Source organism: Anaerocolumna xylanovorans DSM 12503 (genome assembly GCF_900143645.1).
Taxonomy (GTDB): Bacteria; Bacillota; Clostridia; order Lachnospirales; family Lachnospiraceae; genus Anaerocolumna; species Anaerocolumna xylanovorans.
The window spans coordinates 239,457-252,393 of record NZ_FRFD01000005.1; the positions used below are offsets into that span (position 1 = coordinate 239,457).

25 protein-coding genes are annotated in these 12,937 nt (G+C 39.2%); all 25 read left to right on the forward strand.

Annotated features, from left to right (window positions below):
• The first annotated feature begins 26 nt into the window (after positions 1–26).
• The 25 genes from rplV to BUF11_RS09525 all read left to right on the forward strand — a co-directional run bounded on the left by rplV (position 27) and on the right by BUF11_RS09525 (position 12,936).
• Positions 27–413 carry a 50S ribosomal protein L22 gene (rplV, locus tag BUF11_RS09405; protein ID WP_073588589.1) on the forward strand — a complete coding sequence of 129 codons (387 nt, stop codon included), beginning with the start codon at positions 27–29 and terminating at the stop codon, positions 411–413.
• A gap of 11 nt (positions 414–424) precedes the next feature.
• Complete coding sequence (gene rpsC, locus BUF11_RS09410) at positions 425–1,081, forward strand: 30S ribosomal protein S3 (RefSeq protein WP_073588590.1); 657 nt, start codon at positions 425–427, stop codon at positions 1,079–1,081.
• Complete coding sequence (gene rplP / locus BUF11_RS09415) at positions 1,081–1,518, forward strand: 50S ribosomal protein L16 (protein ID WP_073588591.1); 438 nt, start codon at positions 1,081–1,083, stop codon at positions 1,516–1,518. Before rpsC ends, rplP begins: the two co-directional genes overlap by 1 nt.
• Complete coding sequence (gene rpmC, locus BUF11_RS09420; RefSeq protein WP_073588592.1) at positions 1,508–1,717, forward strand: 50S ribosomal protein L29; 210 nt, start codon at positions 1,508–1,510, stop codon at positions 1,715–1,717. Before rplP ends, rpmC begins: the two co-directional genes overlap by 11 nt.
• 129 nt (positions 1,718–1,846) lie before the next feature.
• Positions 1,847–2,101 (forward strand): 30S ribosomal protein S17, encoded by a 255-nt coding sequence (gene rpsQ / locus BUF11_RS09425; protein ID WP_073588593.1) that lies wholly within the window; start codon positions 1,847–1,849, stop codon positions 2,099–2,101.
• A gap of 24 nt (positions 2,102–2,125) precedes the next feature.
• On the forward strand, positions 2,126–2,494 hold the full coding sequence (rplN, locus tag BUF11_RS09430) for a 50S ribosomal protein L14 (RefSeq protein ID WP_073588594.1): 369 nt from the start codon (positions 2,126–2,128) through the stop codon (positions 2,492–2,494).
• Positions 2,495–2,508: 14 nt separating this feature from the next.
• A complete protein-coding gene (gene rplX / locus BUF11_RS09435) occupies positions 2,509–2,826 on the forward strand; it encodes a 50S ribosomal protein L24 (RefSeq protein ID WP_073588595.1) in 318 nt (105 codons plus the stop codon).
• Positions 2,827–2,850: 24 nt separating this feature from the next.
• A complete protein-coding gene (gene rplE, locus BUF11_RS09440) occupies positions 2,851–3,390 on the forward strand; it encodes a 50S ribosomal protein L5 (protein ID WP_073588596.1) in 540 nt (179 codons plus the stop codon).
• 15 nt (positions 3,391–3,405) lie between these two features.
• Entirely contained in the window at positions 3,406–3,591 is a 186-nt protein-coding gene (locus BUF11_RS09445) for a type Z 30S ribosomal protein S14 (RefSeq protein WP_073588597.1), read from the forward strand.
• A 23-nt stretch (positions 3,592–3,614) separates the two neighbouring features.
• Entirely contained in the window at positions 3,615–4,016 is a 402-nt protein-coding gene (gene rpsH, locus BUF11_RS09450; RefSeq protein WP_073588598.1) for a 30S ribosomal protein S8, read from the forward strand.
• Between the two features lie 141 nt (positions 4,017–4,157).
• A complete protein-coding gene (gene rplF / locus BUF11_RS09455) occupies positions 4,158–4,700 on the forward strand; it encodes a 50S ribosomal protein L6 (protein ID WP_073588599.1) in 543 nt (180 codons plus the stop codon).
• 17 nt (positions 4,701–4,717) lie between these two features.
• The gene (rplR, locus tag BUF11_RS09460; RefSeq protein WP_073588600.1) at positions 4,718–5,086 is read left to right on the forward strand and encodes a 50S ribosomal protein L18; all 369 of its coding nucleotides are present in this window, start codon (positions 4,718–4,720) and stop codon (positions 5,084–5,086) included.
• Positions 5,087–5,102: 16 nt separating this feature from the next.
• Positions 5,103–5,612: a 30S ribosomal protein S5 gene (gene rpsE / locus BUF11_RS09465; RefSeq protein ID WP_073588601.1), complete on the forward strand. Its 510-nt coding sequence runs from the start codon at positions 5,103–5,105 to the stop codon at positions 5,610–5,612.
• A gap of 13 nt (positions 5,613–5,625) precedes the next feature.
• Positions 5,626–5,808 carry a 50S ribosomal protein L30 gene (rpmD, locus tag BUF11_RS09470; RefSeq protein WP_073588602.1) on the forward strand — a complete coding sequence of 61 codons (183 nt, stop codon included), beginning with the start codon at positions 5,626–5,628 and terminating at the stop codon, positions 5,806–5,808.
• 28 nt (positions 5,809–5,836) lie between these two features.
• Positions 5,837–6,277, forward strand: coding sequence for a 50S ribosomal protein L15 (gene rplO / locus BUF11_RS09475; RefSeq protein ID WP_073588603.1), 441 nt, complete (start codon positions 5,837–5,839; stop codon positions 6,275–6,277).
• Between the two features lie 3 nt (positions 6,278–6,280).
• Positions 6,281–7,609 (forward strand): preprotein translocase subunit SecY, encoded by a 1,329-nt coding sequence (secY, locus tag BUF11_RS09480; RefSeq protein WP_073588604.1) that lies wholly within the window; start codon positions 6,281–6,283, stop codon positions 7,607–7,609.
• A gap of 72 nt (positions 7,610–7,681) precedes the next feature.
• Positions 7,682–8,323, forward strand: a complete 642-nt coding sequence (locus BUF11_RS09485) for an adenylate kinase (RefSeq protein ID WP_073588605.1) — start codon at positions 7,682–7,684, stop codon at positions 8,321–8,323.
• A gap of 106 nt (positions 8,324–8,429) precedes the next feature.
• A complete protein-coding gene (gene map, locus BUF11_RS09490) occupies positions 8,430–9,179 on the forward strand; it encodes a type I methionyl aminopeptidase (protein WP_073588606.1) in 750 nt (249 codons plus the stop codon).
• Between the two features lie 34 nt (positions 9,180–9,213).
• Positions 9,214–9,498 carry a KOW domain-containing RNA-binding protein gene (locus BUF11_RS09495; RefSeq protein ID WP_073588607.1) on the forward strand — a complete coding sequence of 95 codons (285 nt, stop codon included), beginning with the start codon at positions 9,214–9,216 and terminating at the stop codon, positions 9,496–9,498.
• A 35-nt stretch (positions 9,499–9,533) separates the two neighbouring features.
• Positions 9,534–9,752 (forward strand): translation initiation factor IF-1, encoded by a 219-nt coding sequence (infA, locus tag BUF11_RS09500; protein ID WP_033168705.1) that lies wholly within the window; start codon positions 9,534–9,536, stop codon positions 9,750–9,752.
• 79 nt (positions 9,753–9,831) lie between these two features.
• Positions 9,832–9,945, forward strand: a complete 114-nt coding sequence (gene rpmJ, locus BUF11_RS09505) for a 50S ribosomal protein L36 (RefSeq protein ID WP_073285411.1) — start codon at positions 9,832–9,834, stop codon at positions 9,943–9,945.
• A 459-nt stretch (positions 9,946–10,404) separates the two neighbouring features.
• Positions 10,405–10,773 carry a 30S ribosomal protein S13 gene (gene rpsM, locus BUF11_RS09510; RefSeq protein ID WP_073588608.1) on the forward strand — a complete coding sequence of 123 codons (369 nt, stop codon included), beginning with the start codon at positions 10,405–10,407 and terminating at the stop codon, positions 10,771–10,773.
• 153 nt (positions 10,774–10,926) lie between these two features.
• The gene (rpsK, locus tag BUF11_RS09515) at positions 10,927–11,322 is read left to right on the forward strand and encodes a 30S ribosomal protein S11 (RefSeq protein ID WP_073278635.1); all 396 of its coding nucleotides are present in this window, start codon (positions 10,927–10,929) and stop codon (positions 11,320–11,322) included.
• 16 nt (positions 11,323–11,338) lie between these two features.
• Complete coding sequence (gene rpsD / locus BUF11_RS09520) at positions 11,339–11,935, forward strand: 30S ribosomal protein S4 (RefSeq protein WP_073588609.1); 597 nt, start codon at positions 11,339–11,341, stop codon at positions 11,933–11,935.
• A 41-nt stretch (positions 11,936–11,976) separates the two neighbouring features.
• Positions 11,977–12,936, forward strand: a complete 960-nt coding sequence (locus BUF11_RS09525; protein ID WP_073588610.1) for a DNA-directed RNA polymerase subunit alpha — start codon at positions 11,977–11,979, stop codon at positions 12,934–12,936.
• Position 12,937 lies beyond the last annotated feature (1 nt).

Sequence of the window (12,937 nt, forward strand, 5' to 3'; positions counted from 1 at the left end):
AGTAACATTGAAAGGAGGTTTCATCCATGGCGAAAGGACATAGATCCCAGATCAAAAGAGAAAGAAATGAGAATAAGGATACAAGACCCAGTGCAAAGGTTTCCTATGCAAGAGTGTCTGTACAGAAAGCTTGTTTCGTTTTAGACGCCATTCGAGGTAAAGACGTTGAAACAGCTCTTGGTATTTTAGCTTATAATCCCAGATATGCTTCAACTGTTATAGAAAAAGTGTTGAAATCAGCAATTGCAAACGCTGAAAACAATAACCACATGGACGTGAGCAAGTTATATATTCAGGAGTGCTACGCAAACCAGGCTCCTACAATGAAAAGAATCAGACCTAGGGCACAGGGAAGGGCTTACAGAATCTTAAAGAGATTAAGTCATATCACTGTTGTACTAAATGAAAGATAAGGAGGGCAATAATGGGACAGAAAGTTAATCCTCATGGTTTAAGAGTCGGAGTTATCAAAGACTGGGATTCAAGATGGTATGCAGAAGCTGATTTTGCAGACAACTTAGTAGAAGACTACAATATCAGAACATACCTGAAAAAGAAATTATACAGTGCAGGTATTGCAAAAATCGAAATTGAACGTGCTTCTGACCGCTTAAAGGTTATTATCTTTACTGCAAAACCGGGTGTGGTTATCGGTAAAGGCGGACAGGAAATCGAGAAATTAAAAATTGAAATCCAGAAGTTTACTGCAAAGAAACTTATGGTAGACATAAAGGAAATTAAAAAACCGGACTTAAATGCCCAGTTAGTAGCAGAAAATATTGCAGCTCAGCTTGAGAACCGTATATCTTTCAGAAGAGCTATGAAGTCCACCATGTCAAGAACTATGAAATCAGGAGCAAAGGGAATCAAAGCTGCTGTTGCAGGACGTCTTGGCGGCGCTGATATGGCTCGTACAGAATTCTACAGTGAAGGAACTATTCCGTTACAGACATTACGTGCGGATATTGACTATGGATTTGCAGAAGCAGACACCACCTTTGGTAAAATAGGCGTTAAAGTTTGGATTTATCAAGGTGAAGTACTTCCCACAAAGGCAAAAAAGGAAGGGAGCGATAAATAATGTTAATGCCAAAAAGAGTAAAGCGCCGTAAACAGTTCCGTGGCTCCATGGCAGGAAAGGCAACGAGAGGTAATACTATCTCTAACGGCGAATTTGGTCTGGTATCATTAGAACCAGCTTGGATTAAATCAAACCAAATCGAAGCAGCCCGTATCGCGATGACACGTTACATCAAGCGTGGCGGTAAAGTTTGGATTAAAATATTCCCCGATAAGCCAGTAACAACCAAACCGGCTGAAACTCGTATGGGTTCCGGTAAAGGCTCCTTAGAGTACTGGGTAGCTGTTGTAAAACCGGGACGCGTTATGTTTGAAATTGCGGGTGTTCCGGAAGAAACTGCAAGAGAAGCTTTAAGACTTGCGATGCATAAACTTCCTGTTAAGTGCAAAATCGTCTCTCGCGCAGAATTAGAAGGAGGTGCGGGCAGTGAAAACTAGTAAATATTTAGAAGATTTAAAAGTGAAAACAGTCAGTGAACTGAACGAAGAATTAGTAGCTGCTAAAAAGGAACTTTTCAACTTAAGGTTCCAGAACGCGACGAATCAGTTGGATAACACCAGCCGTATCAAAGAAGTCAGAAAGAACATTGCCAGAATCCAGACAGTTATTTCTGAAAAAGCAAAAGCTTCTAACTAATTTTAAATAGTATATATCAATGCTCCCAGTGGTTATGTGGAAATTAAAGATAATTTTCACTCTTTATTGAGGCAGTACCACAAGCAAGCTCGCGGTATGCGACGGGGTTATTGGGAAAGGAGAATTGTTGTGGAAAGAAATCTGAGAAAAGTTCGTACCGGTAAGGTGATAAGCGATAAAATGGATAAGACAATCACTGTAGCAGTTATTGACCATGTAAAGCATCCTTTGTATAACAAGATCGTAAAGAGAACTTATAAGTTAAAGGCTCATGATGAAAATAATGAATGCGGTATCGGTGACAGAGTAAAAGTTATGGAGACAAGACCTCTATCCAAGGATAAGAGATGGAGACTTGTTGAGATTATCGAGAAAGCGAAATAATGAGATTCTGAAAGGAGTAAGGTCATGATACAACAGGAATCAAGACTAAGGGTTGCTGATAATACCGGTGCAAAAGAATTACTCTGCATCAGGGTACTTGGCGGATCTACAAGAAGATACGCTAATATCGGCGATATTATTGTTGCCACGGTTAAAGATGCAACACCAGGCGGTGTTGTGAAAAAAGGTGACGTTGTAAAGGCTGTTGTTGTTCGTACTGTAAAAGGTGCACGCCGTAAAGACGGTTCCTACATCAAATTCGATGAGAACGCAGCTGTTATTATAAAAGAAGACAAAAATCCCAAAGGAACACGTATCTTCGGACCTGTTGCCAGGGAATTAAGAGAGAAACAGTTCATGAAGATTGTTTCATTAGCACCAGAAGTACTATAAGGAGGTGGAAACCTGTGTCAATGTTAAAAATCAAAAAGGGAGATAACGTGAAAGTTATCACCGGTAAAGATAAAGGCAAAGAAGGTAAAGTAATTGCTGTTACAGACGGAAAAGTACTGATTGAAGGCGTTAACATGATAACAAAGCATGCAAAAGCCAGCCAGTCCAATCCTAAGGGCGGTATCATGCATCAGGAAGCACCTATCGATGCATCCAACGTTATGTATGTTCACAAGGGAAAGACTACAAGAATCGGTTTTACTACCGTTGAAGGTAAAAAAGGTTCCAAAAAAGTACGTATCGCTAAAGCAACCGGCGACGTAATTGACTAATTCTAAGAGAGGAGGTCCCACAAGTTGACTAGATTAAAAGAATTTTATTTGAATGAAATTGTAGCCGGAATGGAAAAGAAATTCGCATATAAAAACACACTGGAAGTACCCAAATTAAACAAGATCGTTATTAATATGGGTGTCGGCGAAGCAAAGGAAAACTCCAAGCTTTTAGATGCTGCCATTAAAGATATGGAAACCATAGCCGGACAGAAGGCTGTTGTTACCAAAGCTAAGAAATCCGTAGCTAACTTTAAAATCAGGGAAGGCATGCCTATCGGATGCAAAGTCACCTTAAGAGGAGACAGGATGTATGAGTTCGCTGATCGTCTGATTAATCTTGCACTCCCTCGAGTACGTGACTTTAGAGGTGTAAGCGCTAATGCATTTGACGGAAGAGGAAACTATGCTCTTGGAATTAAGGAACAGGTTATTTTCCCGGAAATCGAATATGATAAAATTGACAAAGTCAGAGGTATGGATGTAATTTTCGTTACAACTGCCAAGACTGATGAAGAAGCCCGTGAATTATTGACATTATTCGGTATGCCATTCAAAAAATAGTTAGGAGGGAATTTCATGGCTAAAACGTCTATGAAAATAAAGCAGCAACGTCCCCAGAAGTTTTCCACCAGGGAGTATAACCGCTGCAGAATCTGTGGCCGTCCACATGGTTATTTAAGAAAATACGGAGTTTGCAGAATCTGCTTCCGTGAATTAGCATATAAGGGACAAATACCAGGCGTTAAGAAAGCAAGCTGGTAATTAAAAGGAAGGAGGCAAACAACATGACAATGAGCGATCCTATTGCAGATATGCTTACAAGAATTCGTAATGCAAATACTGCAAAACATGATACAGTAGATATACCGGCTTCAAAAATGAAAATAGCTATTGCTGATATCCTTCTAAAAGAAGGTTATATCAGAAAGTATGACATTGAAGAAGTAGACGGTTTTAAGAATATCCATGTTACATTAAAATATGGTAAGGATAAAAATGTTAAGATCATTACCGGTCTTAAGAGAATTTCCAAACCCGGACTCCGCGTTTATGCCAACACGGAAGAGCTTCCTAAGGTTCTTGGAGGACTTGGTGTAGCCATCATTTCCACTAACAAGGGCGTCGTAACAGACAAGGAAGCAAGAAAGTTAAACGTAGGCGGAGAAGTTCTTGCCTTCATTTGGTAAGATAAAACGATACGATTTTTCCCTGCTTTATGTGCAGGAGAAATAAAAAACAGAGTGTTGTAAAAATTAATCCAATACCCCATTTGAATCTTTCTCACGGAAGAAGGAAATGGAGTATATAAAACCATAGGAGGTGCGGGCATGTCACGTATAGGAAGAATGCCTATCGCTATACCGGCAGGTGTAACCGTTGATATAGCAGAAAATAATAAAGTGACTGTAAAAGGTCCTAAGGGAACATTAGAAAGAGTGTTACCCTCAGAAATGGATATAAAGATTGAAGGTACAGAAATCGTTGTTACAAGACCCAATGACTTAAAGAAAATGAAGTCTTTACACGGTCTTACAAGAACATTAGTTGCCAATATGGTAACAGGTGTAACTGCCGGATATGAGAAAGTACTTGAAATCAACGGTGTTGGTTATAGAGCTGCTAAGTCCGGAAAGGAATTAACATTAACATTAGGATATTCCCATCCTGTAGTTATGGTTGATCCCGAAGGCATTGAAGCTGTATTAGAAGGACAGAATAAAATTACAGTTAAAGGTATCGATAAAGAAAAAGTCGGACAATACGCTGCTGAAATCAGAGATAAGAGAAGACCTGAACCTTACAAGGGCAAGGGTATTAAATATGCTGATGAAGTTATCAGACGTAAAGTTGGTAAGACTGGTAAGAAATAATTGGAGGTGAAATAAAAATGGTTAGTAAAGAAGCAAGATCCAAAGTTCGTGTAAATAAACATAGAAAATTACGTAATCGTTTTTCCGGAACTCCTGAAAGACCGCGTCTTGCTGTGTTTAGAAGTAATACCCATATGTATGCTCAGATTATTGACGATACAGTTGGTAATACTTTAGTATCAGCTTCCACCTTGCAAAAGGACGTTAAAGCTGAGCTTGATAAGACAAATGACGTAGCTGCAGCAGCATATTTAGGAACTGTTATTGCAAAGAAAGCACTTGAAAAAGGTATCAAGGCTGTTGTCTTTGACAGAGGCGGTTTCATATATCAGGGTAAAGTTAAAGCATTAGCAGAAGCAGCTAGAGAAGCTGGTCTGGAATTCTAAGCGAGGAGGGAAACGCATGAAACGTACAATCGTTGATACTGATCAACTGGAGTTAGAAGAAAAGGTAGTATCCATTAAACGTGTTACGAAAGTAGTAAAAGGTGGACGTAACTTCCGCTTTACTGCTTTGGTAGTAGTTGGTGATAAAAACGGCCATGTAGGAGCAGGACTTGGAAAAGCAACAGAAATTCCGGAAGCTATCCGCAAGGGAATTGAAGATGCCAAGAAGAAGTTAATATCATTTCCTATTGATGAAAACGGAAGTGTTCCTCATGACTATACAGGTAAATTCGGAAGTGCAACCGTTCTTATGAAGCGCTCACCGGAAGGTACCGGTATCATTGCCGGTGGCCCTGTACGTAATGTACTGGAACTTGCTGGCTTTAAGAACATCCGTACAAAGTCACTTGGCTCCAATAATAAGCAGAACGTAGTTTTAGCAACTATTGATGGATTAAGCCAGTTAAAGACACCCGAGGAAGTGGCTAAACTCCGCGGTATCACTGTAGAAGAGATGTTAGGCTAGGGAGGTGCCCAAAATGGCAGAGAAATTAAAAATTACTTTAGTAAAGTCTACGATCAGTTCTATTCCGAAACACAAGAAGACAGTGGAAGCGTTAGGACTTAAGAAGCTTCAAAAGACGGTAGAATTACCCGATAATGCATGTGTTAGAGGAATGGTTAATCAGGTAAGACATTTAGTAAAGGTAGAAGAGATATAATTCCGAAGAAAGTAAGGAGGTGTACTAGATGAATTTATCAGAATTAAGACCGGCAGAAGGTTCCAAGCACAGTGGAAATTTCAGAAAAGGCCGTGGACATGGTTCAGGTAATGGTAAGACTGCAGGTAAAGGACATAAAGGACAGAAGGCACGTTCCGGCGCACCCAGAGTAGGTTTCGAAGGTGGTCAGACACCTTTTATCAGAACCTTGCCAAAGAGAGGTTTTACAAATAGAAATACAAAAGAAATCGTGGCTATTAATGTAGACAGACTGAATGTTTTTGAAGATGGTTCTGTAGTTACAATCGACTCCTTAATGGAGTACGGTATTGTAAGGAACCCAAGAGATGGTGTTAAGATCCTAGGAAATGGAGAACTTACTAAGAAGCTTGACGTTAAAGTATCTGCATTCAGCGAATCCGCTGCAGAGAAAATTAAAGCTCTTGGTGGAAATGCTGAGGTGATTTAGGAGATGTTTAAAACAATCCGAAATGCTTTTAAGATTAAAGACATAAGAAATAAGTTAGTGTTTACTTTTATCGCATTAATAATCGTAAGACTTGGCTGCCAGCTCCCTGTACCAGAAATAAACAGGGAGTATTTCTCCCAATGGGTGACAAGCCAGACTTCTTTAGGTTTCTTTGATACTTTAACTGGTGGTTCTTTTACTCGGATGTCAATACTTGCATTGAATATTACACCTTACATTACAGCATCCATCATTATGCAGCTTCTTACCATCGCTATTCCTAAGCTGGAAGAGCTGCAAAAAGACGGTGAAGACGGAAGAAAGAAAATCGCCGAGTTTACACGTTACCTGAATGTTGCTTTATCTTTAGTTGAATCTGCTGCTATGGCAATTGGATTTGGCAGATCAGGTTTACTTATTGGCGGTACCACTTTCTCTAACGTAGTAATTGTAGTTGCTACTTTAACGGCAGGTTCTACCTTCTTAATGTGGTTAGGTGAAAGAATTACAGAAAAAGGCGTTGGAAATGGTATCTCAATAATCCTTTTAATTAATATCGTTGCAAAGTTGCCAAGCGATTTTACAAGCCTTTTCAGAAAGTTCGTTACCGGTGCTTCCAGTGTAATGAATGGTATTATTGGCACTATAATAATCTTGTTAGTAACAGTATTTGTAATTGCATTTGTAGTTTTATTGCAGAGTGCACAGAGAAAAATCCCTGTTCAGTATGCAAAAAAAGTACAAGGAAGAAAGATGGTTGGTGGACAATCCTCCCATATTCCTTTAAAAGTAAATACCGCAGGTGTTATTCCGGTTATCTTCGCGGGATCTATCATGCAGTTCCCTATCGTTGTATCCTCCTTTTTTGGAGTACAGCCTGCAAGAGCTGATGTATGGCCTAAGATATTGTACTTATTAAATCAGAATAACTGGTGCGATTTTAGAGACTTTGGTGAATTCAAATATACCTTAGGTTTACTCATTTATATTGCTTTAATCATCTTCTTTGCTTATTTTTATACTTCAATCACATTTAATCCGCTTGAAGTATCCAATAATATGAAGAAACAGGGAGGCTTTGTACCCGGTATTCGTCCCGGAAAGCCTACAACAGAATACCTCACAAAAGTAGTGAATAACGTAATCTTAATCGGCGCCATCGGTTTAACCCTTGTATCTGTCGTTCCTATCTTCTTTGCAGGAGCATTTAATGCACAGGTAACTTTTGGCGGTACTTCCATCATCATTATCGTTGGTGTAGTTCTCGAGACTATGAAGCAGATTGAGTCACAAATGTTAGTACGTCATTACAAAGGGTTCTTAAATGATTAATAAAATATAGAAAAACTGCAGGCGGGGCACAGCCCCGCCATTTGCAGATTGCTTATAGAAAGGAGTAACACAATGAAGATCATTATGTTAGGCGCACCAGGCGCAGGAAAAGGAACACAGGCTAAAAGAATAGCAGAAAAGTTCGGAATCCCTCACATTTCAACAGGTGATATTTTCAGAGCGAATATCAAGAATGGCACAGAGCTCGGAAATAAGGCAAAGGTATATATGGACCAGGGTCTCTTAGTACCCGATGAACTGGTAGTTGACCTGGTAGTTGACAGATTAAAACAGGCTGACTGTGAAAAAGGCTATATATTAGATGGTTTCCCCAGAACAATTCCCCAGGCAGAGGCTCTGGACGCCGCACTTTTAGCTATCGGTGAGAAGGTTGACTATGCTATCAACGTAGAGGTAGCTGATAATTACATCGTAGAGAGAATGTCAGGAAGAAGAGCCTGCCTGAATTGCGGAGCTACTTACCATCTTGTGAATATCCCTACTAAGGTTGAGGGAATCTGTGATGTCTGCGGCAGTGAAATCGTATTAAGAGAAGATGATAAGCCAGAGACAGTTTTAAAACGTCTTGAAGTATATCATGACCAGACACAGCCTTTAATTGACTATTACAACAAACAGGGTATCTTAAAAGAAGTAGACGGAAGAAAGACCATGTCGGATACGTTTGAAGATATCTTAAAAATACTTGACTAATTATCAATTATAATAAAATTATCCATAGTATGGCAAGCGTCAAAACCTGTCGAAAAACAGATAAGTCAGAGACGTAAGTTAAAAAGAACAGATGCAGGGAGAACTTATGTCAGTAACGATAAAGTCACAAAGAGAAATTGAACTCATGCGGGAAGCAGGTAAGATATTAGCTGCCGTACACGAGGAATTAAAAGCAATCATAATGCCGGGGATAACGACCCTGGATATTGACAAAAAGGCACGTGAATTAATAAAGGGATATGGCTGCATAGCTTCCTTTCTTAATTATAACGGCTATCCTGCATCTGTCTGTGTTTCCGTAAATGATCAGGTGGTTCATGGAATCCCCTCCAAGGGAAGAATATTAAACAATGGCGATATTGTAAGCTTGGATGCAGGTGTGATATATAAAGGATATCATTCAGATGCCGCAAGAACCTGGGCTGTAGGGGATATTACGGAAGAAGCAGAAAAACTGATACAGGTTACAAAGCAAAGTTTTTTTGAGGGTATTAAATATGCAAAAACTGGCAATCATTTAAATGACATATCCTCTGCCATTCAGAATTACGCAGAAGCCTTTGGATTCTCCGTTGTAAGAGACCTGGTAGGACATGGTATCGGTACAAGTCTGCATGAAGATCCGCAGATTCCAAACTTCTCACAAAAAAGAAGAGGAATAAAGCTTGCGGCAGGAATGACCTTAGCAATCGAGCCTATGATAAATGCCGGACGTCCTGAAGTATATTGGGAAGACGATGACTGGACAGTAGTAACAGAGGACAGATCCCTGTCTGCCCACTATGAAAATACGATTTTGATCACAGAAGGCGAGCCGGAAATTCTATCTTTATAAAATACAGCAAAAAAGAACGACGGAGCAGGCAAAAGTGAAATATTTGACAGGCAAAGGTGCAGTATCCACGGCAGGTCATGACATTGGTAAATGCTATGTCATATACAGAGAAGAATTGGAATATGTATATTTAGTGGATGGTACTGCGAGAACATTAAATAACCCAAAGAAAAAAAACAAAAAGCATATGAAACTCATAGAAGGGGTAGAAAACCTCCTTCCATGGATGAATGATGAAAAAATAACAACCCGGAATGAAGATATCAAAAGAGCAATAAAAACTTACAGTAAAATAGCAAAAGGGGAATTATCCCTATAGTATGTTGTACTTCTTCAAATTATGGAGGTGACTTAATGTCAAAATCTGATGTAGTTGAAATTGAAGGAACCGTTATTGAAAAGCTGCCTAATGCTATGTTTCAGGTAGAGCTTGAAAATGGACATCGTGTTCTTGCACATATCAGCGGAAAACTACGTATGAATTTTATTAAAATTGTACCCGGCGACAAAGTAACTTTGGAATTATCTCCCTATGACTTAACTAAAGGAAGAATTATTTGGAGAGATAAATAAAATAACAAATTTTACTTGATTTTCTATCTGTCAAATGCTATAATGATAGACGGACTTTTTTTGAAAGGAGTGAATTACTGTGAAAGTAAGGTCATCAGTAAAACCCATCTGTGAAAAGTGCAAGATTATTAAAAGAAAGGGAAGTATCAGAGTAATCTGTGAAAATCCCAGACACAAACAAAGACAAGGCTAATAATTAGTTAAGGCTGTCCTGTCGGAAGCTTAACTGTTTAATATAATACGTTTGTTTTGTAAACGGAGTAAATAGTTCTTGCTTTCTGTGTTACAATCTGCATTTTTGCAATTGTGATATTGTGGGTAAACTAAGAAGTTTATCTTGAAATCTATGGGGTTTCAGCGGGTTAACCCTAGGGGTTAGTCTGTCACAATTTAAAGCGGCTGCGCAATGAGACACCAGGAAGTGTTGTTCGTTGCGAAAAATCATTATTTTATCTTGAAAATGTTTTAAAACTAAGAGGAGGATATTACCACAAAGATTTTACCTTGAGGTACTATCCGTGAAGGGTGAGAAGAGGTATGCATTTCACCATATAGCCTGCGGCAGGTGTGAAAGACACGGTTACATTGCTATATGATACTTATCTTTTTCCTTTTCAGAACAACCTAAAATTAACGGAGGTGTAATACGCACATGGCTCGTATCAGTGGTGTAGATTTACCAAGAGAGAAACGTGTAGAAATCGGTCTTACTTATGTATATGGTATCGGCAGAGTAAGTTCTAACCGTATTTTAAAAGAAGCAAATGTTAATCCTGACACACGTGTTAGAGATTTAACAGACGAAGAAGTTGGCAGAATTCGTGATATTATTGATGCAACTCAGATGGTTGAAGGTGATTTACGCAGGGAAGTAGCGCTTAACATCAAGAGACTCCAGGAAATCGGTTGCTACAGAGGAATCCGTCATAGGAAAGGCCTTCCCGTTCGTGGACAAAAGACCAAGACCAACGCAAGAACCAGAAAAGGTCCTAAGCGTACGGTTGCTAACAAGAAGAAATAATAATTATCCAGTTACCCTGAAAAGTTCAGTGAAATTCGAATTTTTCAGCGTTAAACTATGCATTTTGCGGCAGTATTTGCTGCATAACTTATGCATGTGTGGCTGAATAGTCACGAAATAAGGTAATTAAAATCCAATAGGAGGGTTTGTTAAATGGCTAAGAAAATAGCAAAAAAAGTGACTAAGAAACGTGTTAAGAAAAACGTTGATCGTGGACAGGCACATATCCAGTCATCTTTTAACAATACAATTGTTACTCTGACAGATGCAGAAGGCAACGCTCTTTCATGGGCCAGCGCCGGCGGCTTAGGCTTTAGAGGTTCCAGAAAGTCAACTCCTTATGCAGCACAGATGGCAGCTGAAACTGCAGCTAAAGCAGCTTTAGTTCATGGTTTAAAATCTGTTGACGTTATGGTTAAAGGTCCCGGGTCAGGAAGAGAAGCAGCAATCCGTGCACTTCAGGCTTGCGGCATTGAAGTAACAAGTATTAAGGATGTCACACCGGTTCCTCATAACGGATGTAGACCGCCTAAACGCAGAAGAGTCTAATAGGAGGTAAGTAACAATGGCAAGAGATATGGGTCCTGTATTAAAGAAATGTAGAACACTTGGACTGGAACCGGCTTATTTAGGAATTGATAAGAAGTCCAACAGAACTTCTTCCAGAGCAGGTAAAAAAGTCAGTGAATATGGCACACAGTTAAGAGAAAAACAGAAAGCTAAGTTTATCTATGGCGTTCTGGAGAAACCTTTCAGAAATAACTTTGATAAAGCAAAGAAAATGAAAATCGGTACTACCGGTGAGAACCTGATGATTCTTCTGGAGCTTAGACTGGATAACGTAGTTTTCCGTTTGGGATTCGGCAGAACCAGAAGTGAAGCAAGACAGATTGTTGACCACAAGCATGTTTTAGTAAACGGCAAGTGCATCAACATTCCTTCCTACACAGTAAAAGCTGGAGACGTTATTGAAATTAAAGAGAAATTCAAGAGCGCACAGAGATATAAAGATGTATTAGAAGTAACAGCTGGAAGAACTGTTCCGGCTTGGCTTGAAGTAGATCATGAAGCTTTAAAAGGTACAGTTAAAGAGCTTCCTTCAAGAGATCAAATTGATGTTCCGGTAAATGAAATGCTTATCGTCGAGTTGTATTCTAAGTAATCATTAATCGTATCATAATAACCCAAAAGGAGGGTCCTATTGTGTTTGATTTTGAGAAACCAAAAATTGAAATTGCAGAAATCTCTGAAGATAAAAAATTTGGACGTTTTGTAGTAGAACCTTTGGAAAGAGGATACGGTACAACCTTGGGCAATTCTTTACGCAGAATTATGCTTTCATCCTTACCCGGAGCTGCAGTCAGCCAAGTTAAGATTGAAGGTGTAGTTCATGAATTTAGCGCAATTCCCGGAGTGAAAGAAGACGTAACTGAAATTATAATGAACTTAAAGAGCCTTGCAATTAAAAATACCAGTGAGACAAATGAGCCCAAAACGGCTTACATTGAATTCGAAGGAGAAGGAGTCGTAACAGCAGGAGATATCCAGGCTGATCCCGACATCGAAATCTTAAATCCTGAACTGGTACTTGCAACTCTGAATGGTGGAAGTGACAGCAAACTGTATATGGAAATTACTATAACAAAAGGCAGAGGATATATCAGTGCAGACAAGAACAAGAATGATGACCTGCCTATTGGTGTAATTCCGATTGACTCCATTTACACTCCTGTTGAGCGTGTTAACTTAAGCGTTGAGAATACCCGTGTTGGACAGATTACTGACTTTGATAAGCTTACACTTGATGTATTTACCAATGGAACTTTAGCTCCCGATGAAGCTGTCAGCCTTGCTGCCAAGGTTCTAAGTGAGCACTTAAATTCCTTTATCGATTTATCTGAAAATGCCAAGACAGCAGAAATCATGGTAGAAAAAGAAGATAACGAGAAAGAAAAAGTTCTGGAAATGAATATTGACGAACTGGAGCTATCCGTTCGCTCTTATAATTGTCTTAAGAGAGCCGGAATTAATACGGTAGAAGAATTAACGAATAAAACTTCTGAAGATATGATGAAGGTAAGAAACCTTGGTCGTAAGTCATTAGAGGAAGTACTTGCAAAACTGAAAGAGCTTGGCTTATCACTTAATGTAAGCGATGACTAAA